Raw genomic sequence first — 15,147 nt, 5'->3', positions numbered from 1 at the left:
GGGCGGTGCGGCAGGCGCCGGCGCCGTGTGGGAAGAACTGCGCGCCCTGGGCGCTGACTACCAGCAGCCACTGCGGTCCGGGGAAACCGAGGCCGCCTACTGTGCCCGGCTCGCGGCCCAGTTCCCGGCAGCCGGCCCACCCCTGGCCCGGCTTGATGCGCTGATTGAACGCTCCTTCTACGCCGCCCAGCACCCCGGCGCCGCCCAGGGTGTGCAGGCCGGGCAGGACCTGGCGGTCCTCGCCCAGCGAATGCGGGGCGCCTCGCCTTGGGGCCTGCGCCTGCGGGCGCTGGCGTGGCCGGCCTCGCTGCGCGGCACGCCGGCACCAGGGATCCGGGTTTAAACAACCGTGGCGGGCAGCCGGCCCCGTAGGCCGGCCACCCGCCACGGCGGTGTTTTGGGTGCGACTACTTCGCGGCGTACGGGTCGGCGATGCCGATGTACTGCACGGAGGTGTACTCGTCCAGGCCCTCGGCGCCGCCCTCGCGGCCCATGCCGGACTGCTTCACGCCGCCAAACGGTGCCGCGGCGTTGGAGATCACCCCGGCGTTGAAGCCGACCAGGCCGAATTCGATCTGCTCGGCCACCCGCAGCAGGCGGTTAAAGTCACGCGAGTAGATGTAGGAGGCCAGACCGTATTCGGTGGAGTTGGCCTGCTTGATGGCCTGCTCCTCCGTGGAGAAGGTGGTCACCGGGGCGACCGGGCCGAAGATCTCCTGGGAGAGGATCGCCGAGTCATTCAGCACGTTGGCCAGCACGGTGGGCTGGTAGAAGAAGCCCGGGCCATCGACGGGGGCGCCGCCGACCACCGCGGTGGCACCTTCGGCCACGGCGGATTCAACCAGCGAGTGCACTTCCTTCACGGCCTTCTCCTCGACCAGCGGGCCGACGGTGCTGTCCGGTTCGGTGCCGCGTCCGGGCTTGAGCTTGCCCATGGCGACGGCGAACTTCTCGGTGAACTGCTTGGCCACCGATTCGTGGACCAGGAAACGGTTCGCGGCGGTGCAGGCCTCGCCCATGTTGCGCATCTTCGCGGCCATGGCGCCTTCCACTGCGGCGTCCAGGTCGGCGTCCTCGAACACGATGAACGGGGCGTTGCCGCCCAGCTCCATCGAGGTGCGCAGCACCTTGTCTGCGGCGTCCTTCAGCAACTGCTTGCCCACCGGGGTGGAGCCGGTGAAGGAAACCTTGCGCAGGCGGTCATCGGCCATCAGCGGTGCGGAGATCTTCGAGGCCGAGGCGCCGGAGACCACGTTGAGCACGCCCGCGGGCAGGCCGGCCTCGATCATGGTGGCGGCGAACAGCTGGGAGGTCAGCGGGGTGAGCTTGGCGGGCTTGAGCACCATGGTGCACCCGGCGGCGATCGCCGGGGCGACCTTGCGCGTGGCCATGGCCAGCGGGAAGTTCCAGGGGGTGATCAGCAGGCACGGGCCGACCGGCTTGTGCTGCACCAGGACCTTGTTCTTGCCCTCCGGGGTGGTGATGTAGCGACCGTAGTGGCGCACGGTCTCCTCGGAGAACCAGCGCAGGAACTCGGCGCCGTAGGTCACCTCACCGCGGGCCTCGGCCAGCGGCTTGCCCATTTCCAGGCTCATCAGCAGCGCGAAGTCCTCGGCGCGTTCGGTCACCAGGTCGAAGCCGCGACGCAGGATCTCGGCGCGTTCGCGCGGGGCGGTGCGTGCCCAGGAGGCCTGCACGGCGTCGGCGGCGTCCAGGGCGGCCAGTGCGTCCTGGGAGGTGGCGCTGGCCAGGGTGGCCAGCTTCTGGCCGGTGGCCGGGTCCAGCACGTCAAAGGTGCCGCCATCGGAGGAATCGCGCCATTCCCCGTTGATCAGCAGACCGGTGGGGACCTTGGCTAGCAGCTCTGCTTCGCGTTCGGCGGTAATGCTCATAGCGGCTTCTCCTGTAGTAGTAAGGACTGATGTTGGCGTCATAACCCCGACCGGCAGTCAGGGCGCTGCCAGCCGGGACACTTTCGAGTCCCGGTGGCTTCGCCGGGCGGCATGCCGCGGCCGGCGGCGCCGGGAACTGATCTAGGTCTGCTTCCAACGCTAGGGGGTGCCGGCTGTGGTGTAAACCGCACCTTGCACCAGTGATATACGATCCAATTGTGCATTTAGACTATGCACTTTGGGCCTTGGCGGCACTATTTTGACGCACCAAACCGTGCGGATCGAAGTATTGTTGCGCCGCGCGGGCAAAGGCGCTATTTTTCGCCCTGCTGCCGTGCGGCCAGCACCGCCTCATACAGTTCGCGCTTCTTCAGCCCGCGGGCCTCGGCGACCTCGGCCACCGCCTGCTTCATCCGGGTGCCGGCCGTAATCAGCTGCTGCACCTGCCCCACATGGTCCTCCGGCTTCCCGGCAGCCGGGGCCTGGGCCCCGGAGACCACCACCGCGATCTCCCCGCGCACCCCGTCCTGCGCCCAGGCCAGCAGCTCGGGCACGCTGCCGCGCCGGACCTCTTCGAACTTCTTGGTCAGTTCCCGGGCCACGGCGATCTGCCGTTCGGCGCCGAACACCTCCAACAGGGACTGCAGGAAGGCGGCCAGGCGGTGCGGGGCCTCAAAGAACACCATGGTGCGCTCCTCGGATTCCAGCGCCTGCAGCCGCTTGCGCCGCTCCCCGGCCTTGCGCGGCAGGAACCCCTCGAAGGTGAAGCGGCCGGTGGGCAGCCCAGACAGGGCCAGCGCGGTCAGCACGGCGCTGGGACCGGGTACCGCGGTGACCAGCAGCCCCTCGTCCAGGGCCGCCGCCACCAGCGGGAACCCGGGGTCGGAGACCGCCGGCATCCCCGCGTCGGAGACCACCAGCACCGTCGCCCCGTCGCGCACCGCCTCCAGCACCTCGGAAATCTTGTGCGTTTCATTGTGCTCATGCAGGCTCATCACCCGGCCGGTGGGCCGCACCCCCAGGCCCTGTGCCAGGTGATGGAAGTTGCGGGTGTCCTCCGCCGCGATCAAGTGCGCGCTGGCCATGATCTCGCGCAGCCGCGGAGAGGCGTCGGAGAGGTTGCCAATCGGGGTGGCCCCCAGCACGATCTGCCCCTGGCCCTCCGGATCCCGTGTGGCGCGGGCCTCGGGTGCCGGCGCGGAAACTGGGGATTCTGGGTTTTCTTTAGCCTGTTGCACCTTATTAGCCTATCCCTAGGTGTGTAACTGCGGCATTTGTATTTTGCCCACCGGTAGCATGAATGACAATGAGCCTCACCGAGTCAAAACCCCAGTCGGCCAGCCCGGTCCGTTCCCCGTACCAGGCCTTCACCGCCAGCGCATTGCGCGAGCGGCTGCTGCCGGCCACCGCCCCCGGCGGCGTCCTGGCGTGGCTCATCCCCCTGGTCGTCACCCTCCTGGGCGGGTTGCTGCGCTTCGTGCACCTGAACCACCCGCACGAACTGATCTTCGATGAGACCTACTACGTCAAGGACGCCTGGGCGCTGCTGCATTTCGGACACGAGATGGAATGGGTGGATGAGAGCAATGACCGGTTCATTGCCGGGGACCCGCAGCTGGAGGGTGGGGCCTCCTACGTGGTGCACCCACCCTTGGGCAAATGGCTGATTGGGCTGGGGATGCTGGTCTTCGGGGAGTACAACGGGCTGGGTTGGCGCACGGCCACCGCACTGTTTGGCACCCTGGCGGTGCTGCTGGTGACCCTGTGCGCCCGGGCGCTGTTCAACTCGCACGCACTGGCCGGGATTGCCGGGCTGCTGCTGGCCGTGGACGGGCATTCGATTGTCATGTCCCGCACGGCGCTGCTGGACGTGTTCCTGATGTTCTTCATCCTGGCCGGGTTCTACGCCCTGGTGCTGGATCGTGCCGACGGGCGGCGGCGGCTGATCGCCAAGCTGAGCATCCCGCCGGGCAACCGGGCGGACTACTGGATGCTGCGCCACGGGCCGATGCTCTGGTTCCGGCCCTGGCGCCTGGTGGCCGGGTTGATGCTGGGCTGCGCGGTGGGCGTGAAGTGGTCGGCCCTGTCCTTCGTCGCGGTGTTCGGGATCCTGACCGTGCTGTGGGACTTGTCGGCGCGACGCACCGCAGGGATCCGCCACTGGGTGGTCTCGGGGCTGTGGCGGGACGGGATCCTGGCCTTTTTCCAGATCATCCCGCTCGTGCTGGCCACCTACCTGGCCACCTGGAGCGGTTGGCTGGCCGGCAGCGAGGGGCGCTACCGCAATTGGGCGGCCGAGCATCCCGGGGAGGGTCTTGGCTGGCTGCCGGCGCCGCTGCGGTCGCTGTGGCAGTACCACGTCTCGGCCTACAGCTTCCATACCGGGCTGGATTCGCCGCACAGCTGGCAGTCCCCGCCCTGGACCTGGATGTTCGCCGGGCGCCCGGTGCTGTTCTACTTCGAGGGCTATGACGAAGCGGTGAACGGCTGCACGGTCTCGCGGTGCACCGAGGTGATCACGGATCTGCCCAACCCGGTGATGTGGTGGGCGGCGGCCCTGAGCATGGTGTTGCTGATCCTGTGGTGGATCGGGGCCCGGGACTGGCGGGCCGGGGCGATCCTCTCCAGCGTTGCGGCCGGGTTCCTGCCCTGGCTGCTGTACCCGGAGCGGACCATGTTCTTCTTCTACACGCTGCCGATGACCCCGTTCCTGATGCTCGCCCTGACGTTCATGATCGGCAAGTTTCTCCCGCCCGGCGGGGCGGCCTCCCCGCGCTATCCGGCCCGGCTGGTGCTGGTGGTGCTGTTCCTGGCGGTGTTGCTGGTGGTCTCGGCTTTCTTCTGGCCGATCTGGTCCGGGCAGATGATCCCGGACACCGCCTGGCGGGCCCGGGTCTGGATTCCCAGTTGGAGCTAAGTACGTTATATTACCGTGAAGTAACTGCCAGGTATTGGCGGTATTTCCCCGACCTGGCAGGAAGATTGAGTTGATGCGCGAAGAGACTGTCGAGCTGCGGCATGACCTGGATGCGAACTACAACACCACCAACCTATTGCTCGAGCGCGTCCGGCAGGCCCCGGACAAGCCGCTGTTCAGCGTGCAGCGCCAGGGCACCTGGCGGGACATCAGCGCCCGGCGGTTCCTCACCGATGTGCAACGCCTGGCCACCACGCTGATGAGCAACGGGGTGCAGCCCGGAGACCACGTGGCGATCATGTCCCGCACCCGCTACGAGTGGGCGCTGGTCGAGGAGGCCATCTGGTTCGCTGGGGGCATCTCGGTGCCGGTCTATGAGACCAGCAGCGCCTTCCAGATCGAATGGATCCTGCGTGATTCCGGGGCCCGGGTGGTGTTCGCCGAAAACGCGGACCAGCGGGTGGTGATCCGCCAGGCGGCCGCGCAACTGGGCGAACGGGTGGAGGTCTACCTCTTTGACGCCGGCAACCCTGCCCGGGAGAGCTCCATCCCCTCCTCCAAGCTCAGCGAACTGCTCGCCGACCCCGACCAGGTCAGCCAGCGCCAGCTGGAGGCGGCCCGGAGCCGGGCCGGGCTGCAGGACGTGGCCACCTTGGTCTACACCTCCGGCACCACCGGGCGGCCCAAGGGCTGCATGATGACCCACGCGAACTTCTCCCTGGTCGCCTACAACCTGGTCGACTACATGCGCACCGTGCTCGGCGAGGACCAGCGCACCTTGATGTTCCTGCCGCTGGCCCACGTGCTGGCCCGCGCCGTGCAGCAGGCCTGCATCCACGGCGGGGCGGTGATCGCCCACTCCCCGAACACCGCCACCCTGGTCGAGGACCTGCAGGCGGTGAAGCCCGGCTTCCTGCTGGCGGTGCCGCGGGTGTTTGAGAAGATCCGCAACACGGCGCTGTCCAAGGCCGAGGAGGGCGGCAAGGCGAAGCTCTTCGCGCAGGCCGAACAGGTGGCCATCGCCTACTCCAAGGCCCTGCAGGCCAAGCAGCACGGCACTGGGCGCGGGCCCGGCCTGCTGCTCAAATCCAAGCACAGGCTCTTTGATGTGCTGCTCTACCCCAAGCTGCGCGAGGTCTTTGGCGGGCAGTGCGGTTACGCGATCTCCGGGGCCAGCGCCCTGAACGAGGATCTGGCCCACTTCTTCCGTGGCGCCGGCATCCAGCTGGTGGAGGGCTACGGGCTGACCGAGACCACCGCCCCGGCCACCGTGAACCAGCCCGAGCACACCAAGGTGGGCACCGTGGGCCGCCCGATCCCGGGCACCAGCGTGCGCATCGCCGAGGACGGGGAAATCCTGATCAAGGGCATCGGGGTGTTCGCCGGATACCACAACAACCCCAAGGCCACCGCCGAGATGTTCACCCCCGAGGGCTACTTCACCTCCGGGGACACCGGGGAGCTGGACGCGCAGGGCTACCTGAAGGTGACCGGTCGGAAGAAGGAGCTGATCGTCACCGCCGGCGGCAAGAACGTCGCCCCCGGCCCGCTGGAGGAAACCGTGCGCGCCGAACGCATCGTCGCGCACTGCATCCTGGTGGGAGACAACCGCCCGTTCATCTCCGCGCTGGTGGCGTTGGATCATGAGGAGCTGGCATTGTGGGCCAAGGCCCGGAACCTGGGTGAGCTCTCGCTGCGCCAAGCCGCCACTCACCCGCAGGTGATCGCCCAGGTGCAGCAGGCGGTGGATGCGGCCAACCTGACCGTCTCCAAGGCCGAGTCGATCCGCAAGTTCCAGATCCTGCCCGATGAGCTGACCGAGGCCTCCGGGCACCTGACCAGCTCGCTCAAGCTCAAGCGTCAAGAGGTGCTCGATACCTACGCCACGGTGATCGGCGGGCTCTACCAGCGCTAAGCTGCCCGCCGGCTGGCAGACGCACCGCGGTGCTGGCCTTCCGGTCTCCGCGGGTGCAAGGATGGGGCCATGATCACCCCCGACCTGCAGCAGTACGCCCAGAAGATGCGGGACCTGGCCGCGGCCGGCGTGGACCTGGAAACCGATGCCGGGTTCCTGGACGCGCTGCTGCCGCGTCGGGCCCGGGTGCTGGATCTGGGGTGCGGGATTGGCGCCGCGGTCAACGCGCTGCGCCGCGCGGGCCATCTGGCCTGGGGCATCGACACCTCCGGGGAGGTGCTCCAGGTGGCCGCGGAGCTCTTCGAACCCGCCTGGTACCGCCGGATGCCGGTCACCGACATCGGCTCCGCCCAGCTGCAGCAGGCCGGACTAATCCAGCGCTATGATGGGCTGCTGATGGCGGGCAACGTGGCCGCGTTCCTCTCCGCGCGCGAACTGGCCGGCGTGTTCCGGCAGGCCGGCGCGCTGCTGGATCCGCAGGGCGTGTTCATTCTGGGCACCACAGCCGCCGTCTTTGGCGGGTCCGAGGACCAGGACCGGGCGGCGGAAGGCACCGGGCTGCAGCTGCTGGGGCGCTACGCCGACTGGCACCTGCGCCCCTTCACCCCCGACTCCCCCTGGTGCGTGAGCATCTTCGCGCCCACCACCGCTCGCCAGCTGCCCGGGGCCCCGGACGGGATCTTTGTGCTGGGCGGTCAGGTCGCCCACCCCGACCGGTGAGCGGTGCGGCGCACCACCACTGGGGGCCGTTAACGCACCGTGGCCCCAAGGCAGGTTGATCTGCCTTGGGGCCACGGTGCGCGTTCGCGGCGTTAGCTGTTGCCCAGCCCGAAGACCCGCGCATCCTGGCGCAGCCGGGAGGCTTCGCGGCGCCGGCCGGTGGGCCAGCAGGTGATCAGCACGATGATGACCACCAAGAGCAGCAGCACCGCCAGGCTGATCGCCGAGTCAATCCAGAACTGCTGCGGGTAGAGACGGATCAGCGTGTCGGTGACGTAGAACGTCCAGCTGCCCTCGGAGAAGAACAGCTCATGGAACTTGGTGAAGAAGCCCTGCCAGCCGATCACGGCGGCGACCACCAGCGCGGCCATCAGCCCGAGCGTAATCAGCGCCCCGGCGAACAGCCCGCGGCGCACTCCCCCGGCGTAGCGGCGCATCAGGTAGACGATCAGCACGATCGCCAGCACCGCCAGCACCGCCCCGAGCACGTACGCGAACCCGATCAGGTTCTTCACATCCACCATGTGCTGCACCTCGGCGTCGGTGAACAGCGCCGAACCATCCGCCTGACGCAGCCCGGAGAGGTATTCGGGGCCGGCGAAGTTGTTCAGGTAATCCACCCCGTAGCTGCCATAGGTCAGCCGTTCGGGCCAGGAGAAGCCGTAGGCGTCGGCCGGGAAGCCGGGGCGGCCATAGGCCAGGGCCAGGAAGGCGGGGGTGGCGACCAGGCGGATCGCGGCGATCAGCGACAGGACCGGGAAGATCAGGGCCAGCAGCACCTGGGCGGTGCGTCCCAGCGGCGGCTTGGAGTTCAGGGCACGCTCCCGGGCAACCCGGCGCTTCACGGCGGCCTCGGAGGGCTCGGGTTCCGGGACGTAGCTGCCAAAGACCCGGGAGCGGGCTTCGGCCACGGCGGCGGCCGAGGCGTTGCTCTTCTGGCTGGCGTTGGGCCCGGCGACCGTCACCGGCGGCACGCTGGTGGGCCGGGCGGCGCTGGACCCGGTGTTTTGGGCGGCCTTGGCCTTCTTCTCCGCCGCGATCTCATGGGGCAGCTTAATGGCCCGGATGACATCCTCCACCGGTTCGGTGGCCGGTTCCAGCTTGCTGACCGGTTTGGTGGCCGGGGCGGCCGGCTTCTTCGTCACCGGCTGTACGGTGGTCTTCGGTGCCGGCTGTGCGGCCGGTGCCTGCTCGGCCTTCGGCTTGCCGGCGGTCGGCTGGGCTGCCCCCGAGCCCGGTGCGGCCGGCTTTTGCGCTCCCTTATCCGCCGCGGCGGACTTGTCCCCGGTCGGGGTCCTCGGGCTGGGCCTTTGGGCCTGCTGCCCGGACGCGGCGGGCGGTGTTGCGGCTTCGGCCTGGGTCGGCTTTGGCTGCTGGTTCTTGTGCTCTTCGAGGCGCGCGGCCAGCTTCTCGGCCTTCTCGCTGAGCGAGGCCTTCACCGTCGGGGCGGGAGTCGTCGGTGCGGGTTGTGGCTTTGCACCTTCGTTCTGCTTGTTGTTCTCCGGCGTTTCAGCCATGAGATGTCCTCCCGGGTGTGCGCGTTGGGCGATCGACGATTTGCTTCAGCCTGCTGATGGCTGTCGCGATTTCAGCATAACCAGTGACCAGCGCACTTTCCCGGATTACCACACCGCTAGCCTCCAGCTTCGCCGGTCGGGTGCCGGGCCGGGCCGGCCGCTAAGGACCGGCCCGGCCGTCGGGCGCCTTTAGTAGCGGTAGGCGTCGGACTTGTAGGGTCCTTCCACCGGTACGCCGAGGTACTCGGCCTGTTCCGGGCTCAGGGCGGTCAGTTCCACGCCCAGGGCGTCCAGGTGCAGGCGCGCCACCTTCTCATCCAGTGCCTTGGGCAGCACATAGACCTGTTTGTCGTAGTGCCCGGTACCGGCCTTGGTGAACAACTCGATTTGGGCCATGACCTGGTTGGTGAATGAATTGGACATCACGAAGGAGGGGTGGCCGGTGGCGTTGCCCAGGTTCAGCAGCCGGCCTTCGGAGAGCACGATGATCGAGCGTTCCTGCCCGGTGCCGGGCTCCAGCACCCATTCGTGCACCTGCGGCTTGATTTCGATCTTCTGCACGCCGGGCACGGCGGCCAGCTCGGCCATCTGGATCTCGTTGTCGAAGTGCCCGACGTTGCCCACGATGGCCTTGTCCTTCATCGCCAGCATGTGCTCGACCCGGATGATGTCCTTGCCGCCGGTGGTGGTGATGAAGATGTCCCCCTGGCCGACCACGGATTCCAGGCGGGCGACCTGGTAACCGTCCATGGCGGCCTGCAGGGCGCAGATGGGGTCGATTTCGGTGATGATCACCCGCGCACCCTGCCCGCGCAGCGCCTCCGCGGCCCCCTTGCCCACATCCCCGTAGCCGCACACGACGGCGACCTTCCCGCCGATCAGCACATCGGTGGCGCGCATGATTCCGTCGGGCAGCGAATGGCGGATCCCGTACTTGTTGTCGAACTTGGATTTGGTGACCGCATCGTTCACGTTGATCGCCGGGAAGAGCAGTTCGCCGCGTTCGGCCAGCTGGTGCAGGCGCAGCACGCCGGTGGTGGTTTCCTCCGAGACGCCCTGGATCTGCCCGGCGATGCGGGTGAACTTCTGTGCGTCGCGGGCCAGGGATTCGCGCAGCACCGAGAGGATGATCCCGTGCTCGTGGTTTTCCGCCGCGTCCGGGCCGGGCACCGCGCCGGCCGCCTCGTACTGCACGCCCAGGTGCAGCAGCAGGGTCGCGTCCCCGCCGTCATCCAGGATCATGTTCGCTCCCAGGCTCGGATCCTGTTCGGCCCCCGGCCAGGTGAGGATCTTCTCGGCGGTCCACCAGTAGTCCTCAAGGGATTCGTTCTTCCAGGCGAATACCGGCACCCCGGCCGGTTGTTCGGCCGTGCCGGTGCCGACCACCACCGCGGCGGCGGCCTCATCCTGGGTGGAAAAGATGTTGCAGCTGGCCCAGCGCACCTCGGCGCCCAGGGCCACCAGGGTTTCAATCAGCACCGCGGTCTGCACGGTCATGTGCAGGGAGCCGGCAATGCGTGCCCCGGCCAGCGGCTTGGCGTCACCGAACTCGGCGCGCAGGGACATCAGGCCGGGCATTTCCTGTTCGGCCAGCCGGATCTGGTGGCGGCCTTCCTCATGGCGGGTAATGTCGGCGATCTTGTAGTCAATACTCATGGGCTCCCAGTCTTTCGCGACGTCGGTGGCTGGGCGCTGCCGGGGTACCGGCCTGGCGCAGCACTTAGTGCTTGATGCTAGTCACATTCGCCGGTGCGGGGGCAATCAGGTGACGTTTTATCGCGGCTTCTCTCAGCACCACCGGCGCTGGACCCGGTGGGAGGCGGCGCACGACATTGCGCACTAGGCCGCCGGCGGCGGGGACGGGGTGACTTTTGCGTCCACGGCGGCGCGGGACCGCAGCCGGTTAGCGGCCGGTGTCCTGCTGGTCCTGGGGCAGCACGGCCAGGCGCGGGCGGGCGTCGAGCTTCGCGCCGCGGGCGCTGCGCTGGGCGGGGGCGGGCTTCTCTGGGGCCGGGCGTTCTTCCTTCACCGCATGGGCCAGCGCGTAGAGTTCATCGTCCTGCGCGGCGGACTGCTGCAGCGAGTCCGGCAGCTGCAGGCGCATCAGCTTCCAGCCGCTGGGAACGGTCAGCCGGTCGGCGTGCTGGGCGCACAGGTCATAGCAGTGCGGCTCCGGGTAGGTGGCCAACGGACCGAGCACCGCGGTGGAGTCCGCGTAGACATAGGTCAGTGTGGCCCGCGCCTGTTCGCGGCACGCGGGACGAGAGCATAAACGAAGACCTTCCACGGTGCTAAGTCTACTCGCCGCCGGCCCACAAACCCGGCAGGCACGGGCACCGCACGGCCGGGGTGTTTCCTTGTATGCTGGCGGGCATGAAGGAGAAATCCCGACCCCCGGCCCTGCCCGCGCGCCGGCGCCGCCACGGGCGTGGCCGGCGTGGACCGCTGGTGCCCATGCACCTGCCCGGGTACCGCACCCGCCCGGAACGCTTCGACGACGCGGTGGTGGCCAGCGCGCAGCGCCTGGCCGAACGCTGGGGCACGGCGGTGGAGGCCATCGACTTCCGGATCCGCCCGGTGCCCAGCGGCAAGCTGCTGGAGAAGGCGGCGGCCTCCGGGGACCGGGTGCCGCTGGCCTCCTCGCGCACCGCCACCCCCGGCCGGCGGGCAAGGATCAGCATCTACCGGCTGCCGATTGAGCAGATCGCCGAGTCCTACCCCGAGGTGGTGGACATCGTGCACCAGTGCGTGGTGCACGAGCTCTCCCAGCTGTGGATGCAGTCGGTGCATGAGATCGACCCGGAGTACTTCCCCGAGGACCCGGACCTGTAGCGCCCCGGCCTATTGCCGGCGCAGCACCCCGGTCTCGTCGATGACATCCTTGGACAGCGTCTTGTAGCCTTCCTCCTCGAACAGCACGGTCAGCCGGTCCTGTTCGCTGCTCATCACGATCCCGCTGCCCCACTGCTCGTGGATGACCGGTTCGTTCAGCGGGAAGCTCTCATCGGCCTCGCTCAGGTCCTGCGCCGTGCCGGCCAGGCAGTTGTCGCAGTTGCCGCACGGGTTTTCCAGCTCATCGCCGAAGTAGCCCAGCAGGTACTGGCGCCGGCACCCCTCGGTTTCCGCGTAGCCGCGCATCATCTCCAGGCGGGAACGCTCGATCCGGATCCGGGTCTCGGCCGATTCCACCGCCTGCTCGACCGCCTGGTCCACCTCCGGGCCCGGTTCGGCGATCACCAGGTTGCGCCGGGTGCGCACCACCCCGGCCGATTCGAGCAGGTTCACCAGGTTGGTGACCTTCCGGGCGGAGAACTGCCCGGCCAGCTCCCGCTTCAGGGTTGAGGGCTTGACCCGCCGCCCGGCCCCATGCAGGGCGGTGAGCACCCGGCGCACCTCCTCGGGGTCCGCGTGGTGGGCCCCGAAGAAGGTCTGCAGCCCCAGGTCCTCGGAGCGGTAGTGCAGGATCGCCCGCGCCGCTTCCCCGCCCCGGCCGGCCCGGCCGATTTCCTGGTAGTAGCTGTCCAGGGAGCCGGGGATGTCCCCGTGCACCACGAAACGCACGTTGGGCTTGTCGATTCCCATCCCGAAGGCGGTGGTCGCCACCACCACGTCCAGGTTCCCGTCCAAAAAGTCGTTGTGCACCGCCTGCCGGTCCCCGCGGTTGCGCCCGGCATGGTAGGCGGCCGCGCGCAGGCCCCGGTCGTTTAGTTCCGCGGCGTACAGCTCGGTGTCCTTGCGGGTGGAGACGTACACCAGTCCGGGGCGCGGCAGCGCTGCGACCTGCTCAAGCACCGCCGCCCGCTTCTGCCCGTCCTCGTGGTGCCGGTTGACCTCCAGGCGCAGGTTGGGACGGTCGAAGCCCTCGGCGATCACCAGGGCGTCCTTCAGCCGCAGCCGTTCCACGATTTCCTCACGCACCGGGGCGGAGGCGGTGGCGGTCAGCGCCACGGTGCCCGGCCCGCCGATCGAATCCTTCAGCGCTCCCAGACGCAGGTAGTCGGGCCGGAAGTCATAGCCCCAGGCGGAGACGCAGTGCGCCTCGTCAACCACGAACAATGCCGGCTTCAGCTTCTTCAGCCGGTCGATCACCTCGTCCTTGGCCAGCTGTTCGGGGGCCAGGAAGAGGAACTTGATCTTTGCCTCGGCCGCGTCCTGCCAGGCCTGGCGCTGCTGCTTCTCGGTGGCCGCGGAGTTCACCGCCACCGCCCGCACGCTGCCAGGCAGGGCGTTGATGTCCTCCAGCTGGTCGGACTGCAGCGCGATCAGCGGGGAGACGACCACCACCAGTCCCTCCAACGCCATCCCGGCCACCTGGTAGATCGCGGACTTGCCGTAGCCGGTGGGCATCACCGCCAGCACATCCCGTCCATCCACGGCGGCCTTAATGGCCTTCAGCTGGTCCGCGCGGAAGGATTCCCACCCGAAGACCTCGCGGGCCAGGCGCTTGAGTTCGGCTACATCGGCCATGTCTACCACCTTTCGGCGGCCAGCTTATGCCACCGTGGGCGGTGCGCGGAGTTTTCCTGTCAGTAGCCTTGGAACCGGGGGCCGCGCCACCGGCAGTGCGTCCGGGCGGGGCACAATACACAGAACCCCGGCCGGCAGCGACCGTGTGGGGTCCTGCCGGCCGGGGTCCAATCGGTGGTGGCGGCTAGCCCCCGACGTTCACCACGATGCCCTCGCTGCCGACACTGGCCGGCGGCATCTTCGCCCAGCTGACCGAACGGTCCGAGCCGAGCAGGGTCTGGGCAATGTAGGCGTCCGCGTCGGCCTGGAACAGCACCGCCTGGGCGTCTTCGGAAACGTCGGTGGGCTTGAAGGTGCGTGAGGTGCCGGCCGGCACCTTCAGCTCCTGGCCTTCGGCCATCGACCCGTCCTTGGAGATCACCACGGCGTTGACGGTGGCTTCACCCTGCGGGGCGGCGATCGTGAAGGTCGCGTTGCCGTGGGCCGAAAGCGGGGTCACCTGGTTGCCCACCAGCGGCTGGGAGCTGCTGGCCCAGGCGGTGTCCGAGGAGTCCTTCGGGTTCTTTCCGCGCACCATGCGCACCGCGGCGGTCACCGGGTCATCGGCCTCCACCACCACGGTGTAGTACCCGGAGTCCAGCTGGCGCAGGTCCACGATCGAGGTGGCGTTCGAGGCGACGGCCAGGTGGTCATCGAACTTCGCGGCGACCTCGCCGCGCTCGTCGAGCACCTTGACGCTGAACCCGGCCCCGGCGGCGCCGGTGGCGGACACGTGCAGTTGCGGCACCAGGTTCTTCGCCGCAGCATCTGCGGTCAGTTCGTCGATGTTCGACTTCTCATCGATCCACACCCCGGGGATCACCTGGGTGTTGGCCGCCGGGGCGCTGGCCGCGACGAAGTCCACCCCCGAGGGGGTCAGCCCGCGCAGCGCGGACTGCTGGATGCTGGCGGTGATCTTCCCGCCCAGCGAGCGGATGTTCGCGGAGACCGACTCCTGGCCCTGCGCGTAGCCGCCGAGCACGATGGCCCGGCTCGCCCCGGGGGCCAGCACGATTTCCTGCAGCGTGGAGGTGTCGACCAGCCCCTGCGGACCGCGCAGCTCAATGGAGACCTGGGCGGTGGTGGAGGTCGGGTTGGCCAGGTGCAGCACCGAGGAGCTGCCAGTGGTGGTCTGCAGGCCGGTGAACCGCCAGTTCGACGCGGCGGCAACACAGTTGCCCGCGGCCAACCCGGCCAGGTCCCCGTCCTTGGCCTGGTAGCTGCGCAGCCCGCTGCCGATGGAGGGCAGATCCCCCAGCGGCTGGATGCGCAGCACCTGCAGCGGGTCTAGGTTAGCGGTGTTGCCCACCTGGGCGGTGCGGCCGGTCAGGCCCTGGTCATCCGAACCGCGGGCCTCGCGGGCCTGCTCGTCCGGGATGCGCTTGGTCAGCTGGCGGGATTCGTCCTGGCCCAGCTCACCGAGCCCGGATCCCGGGATGCGCTTGGCCAGATCGGAGACCACGGCGCTGCGGATGGTGGTGGACACGTCCTTGGCGCCCGGGGCGAACTGCGGGTCGGTGCCGTCCACGCCCTTGAGCAGCTGCGGCACCTGCGGGCAGGTATACACGCTGTCCCCCGCCGGCAGGCTGGTGACCGCGCTGGGCAGTTTGCCCGGTTCGGCCTGCGGTGCGAACAGCGATCCCGCCGCGACGGCGCCGCCGGCCAGGAGCACCACCAGGG

At 68.8% G+C, this 15,147-nt stretch carries 11 protein-coding genes and 1 pseudogene; 5 read left to right on the top strand and 7 right to left on the bottom strand.

Going from position 1 to position 15,147, the window contains the following annotated elements; all coding sequences use genetic code 11:
- Positions 1-343, top strand: a pseudogene (locus RCJ92_RS11180) (hypothetical protein); the annotation flags it as partial.
- A 64-nt stretch (positions 344-407) separates the two neighbouring features.
- On the opposite strand, the gene RCJ92_RS11175 reads toward RCJ92_RS11180, so the two are convergent.
- Positions 408-1,892, bottom strand: a complete 1,485-nt coding sequence (locus RCJ92_RS11175; protein ID WP_446754600.1) for an NAD-dependent succinate-semialdehyde dehydrogenase — start codon at positions 1,890-1,892, stop codon at positions 408-410.
- 314 nt (positions 1,893-2,206) lie between these two features.
- The gene (gene rsmI / locus RCJ92_RS11170) at positions 2,207-3,130 is read right to left on the bottom strand and encodes a 16S rRNA (cytidine(1402)-2'-O)-methyltransferase (protein ID WP_138175389.1); all 924 of its coding nucleotides are present in this window, start codon (positions 3,128-3,130) and stop codon (positions 2,207-2,209) included.
- A gap of 68 nt (positions 3,131-3,198) precedes the next feature.
- Here rsmI and RCJ92_RS11165 point away from each other — a divergent pair, with 68 nt between their 5' ends.
- The 3 genes from RCJ92_RS11165 (at position 3,199) to RCJ92_RS11155 (ending at position 7,444) form a co-directional block, all read left to right on the top strand.
- Positions 3,199-4,809: a dolichyl-phosphate-mannose--protein mannosyltransferase gene (locus RCJ92_RS11165; RefSeq protein WP_138925746.1), complete on the top strand. Its 1,611-nt coding sequence runs from the start codon at positions 3,199-3,201 to the stop codon at positions 4,807-4,809.
- A gap of 73 nt (positions 4,810-4,882) precedes the next feature.
- A complete protein-coding gene (locus tag RCJ92_RS11160) occupies positions 4,883-6,724 on the top strand; it encodes an AMP-dependent synthetase/ligase (RefSeq protein ID WP_138925745.1) in 1,842 nt (613 codons plus the stop codon).
- Positions 6,725-6,793: 69 nt separating this feature from the next.
- Positions 6,794-7,444, top strand: coding sequence for a class I SAM-dependent methyltransferase (locus tag RCJ92_RS11155; protein ID WP_446754599.1), 651 nt, complete (start codon positions 6,794-6,796; stop codon positions 7,442-7,444).
- 92 nt (positions 7,445-7,536) lie between these two features.
- Here RCJ92_RS11155 and RCJ92_RS11150 read toward each other — a convergent pair whose 3' ends face one another.
- From RCJ92_RS11150 to RCJ92_RS11140, 3 genes are all read right to left on the bottom strand, one after another.
- Entirely contained in the window at positions 7,537-8,961 is a 1,425-nt protein-coding gene (locus RCJ92_RS11150) for a TIGR01906 family membrane protein (RefSeq protein ID WP_343830905.1), read from the bottom strand.
- Between the two features lie 189 nt (positions 8,962-9,150).
- The gene (gene ahcY / locus RCJ92_RS11145; RefSeq protein WP_343830903.1) at positions 9,151-10,617 is read right to left on the bottom strand and encodes an adenosylhomocysteinase; all 1,467 of its coding nucleotides are present in this window, start codon (positions 10,615-10,617) and stop codon (positions 9,151-9,153) included.
- 247 nt (positions 10,618-10,864) lie between these two features.
- Complete coding sequence (locus tag RCJ92_RS11140) at positions 10,865-11,248, bottom strand: DUF3499 domain-containing protein (protein ID WP_138175401.1); 384 nt, start codon at positions 11,246-11,248, stop codon at positions 10,865-10,867.
- An 86-nt stretch (positions 11,249-11,334) separates the two neighbouring features.
- Here RCJ92_RS11140 and RCJ92_RS11135 point away from each other — a divergent pair, with 86 nt between their 5' ends.
- The gene (locus RCJ92_RS11135) at positions 11,335-11,793 is read left to right on the top strand and encodes a metallopeptidase family protein (protein ID WP_175419307.1); all 459 of its coding nucleotides are present in this window, start codon (positions 11,335-11,337) and stop codon (positions 11,791-11,793) included.
- 9 nt (positions 11,794-11,802) lie between these two features.
- On the opposite strand, the gene RCJ92_RS11130 is transcribed toward RCJ92_RS11135, so the two are convergent.
- Both RCJ92_RS11130 and RCJ92_RS11125 read right to left on the bottom strand, forming a co-directional pair.
- Positions 11,803-13,428, bottom strand: coding sequence for a RecQ family ATP-dependent DNA helicase (locus RCJ92_RS11130; protein ID WP_446754598.1), 1,626 nt, complete (start codon positions 13,426-13,428; stop codon positions 11,803-11,805).
- 184 nt (positions 13,429-13,612) lie between these two features.
- The coding region (locus RCJ92_RS11125) for a DUF5719 family protein (RefSeq protein WP_446754597.1) at positions 13,613-15,147 on the bottom strand (1,535 nt) is incomplete at its 5' end.

The organism is Glutamicibacter sp. BSL13 (assembly GCF_052928425.1).
The sequence above is the reverse complement of the archived record's forward strand: the minus strand, read 5'-3'. Positions and strand labels throughout refer to the sequence as shown.

Bases quoted from the DNA above. Each gene is read 5' to 3' on its own strand.
- RCJ92_RS11175 (WP_446754600.1), bottom strand. From the start codon at position 1,892: ATGAGCATTACCGCCGAACGCGAAGCAGAGCTGCTAGCCAAGGTCCCC.
- RCJ92_RS11165 (WP_138925746.1), top strand. From the start codon at position 3,199: ATGAGCCTCACCGAGTCAAAACCCCAGTCGGCCAGCCCGGTCCGTTCC.
- RCJ92_RS11160 (WP_138925745.1), top strand. From the start codon at position 4,883: ATGCGCGAAGAGACTGTCGAGCTGCGGCATGACCTGGATGCGAACTAC.
- RCJ92_RS11155 (WP_446754599.1), top strand. From the start codon at position 6,794: ATGATCACCCCCGACCTGCAGCAGTACGCCCAGAAGATGCGGGACCTG.
- RCJ92_RS11150 (WP_343830905.1), bottom strand. From the start codon at position 8,961: ATGGCTGAAACGCCGGAGAACAACAAGCAGAACGAAGGTGCAAAGCCA.
- ahcY (WP_343830903.1), bottom strand. From the start codon at position 10,617: ATGAGTATTGACTACAAGATCGCCGACATTACCCGCCATGAGGAAGGC.
- RCJ92_RS11135 (WP_175419307.1), top strand. From the start codon at position 11,335: ATGAAGGAGAAATCCCGACCCCCGGCCCTGCCCGCGCGCCGGCGCCGC.
- RCJ92_RS11130 (WP_446754598.1), bottom strand. From the start codon at position 13,428: ATGGCCGATGTAGCCGAACTCAAGCGCCTGGCCCGCGAGGTCTTCGGG.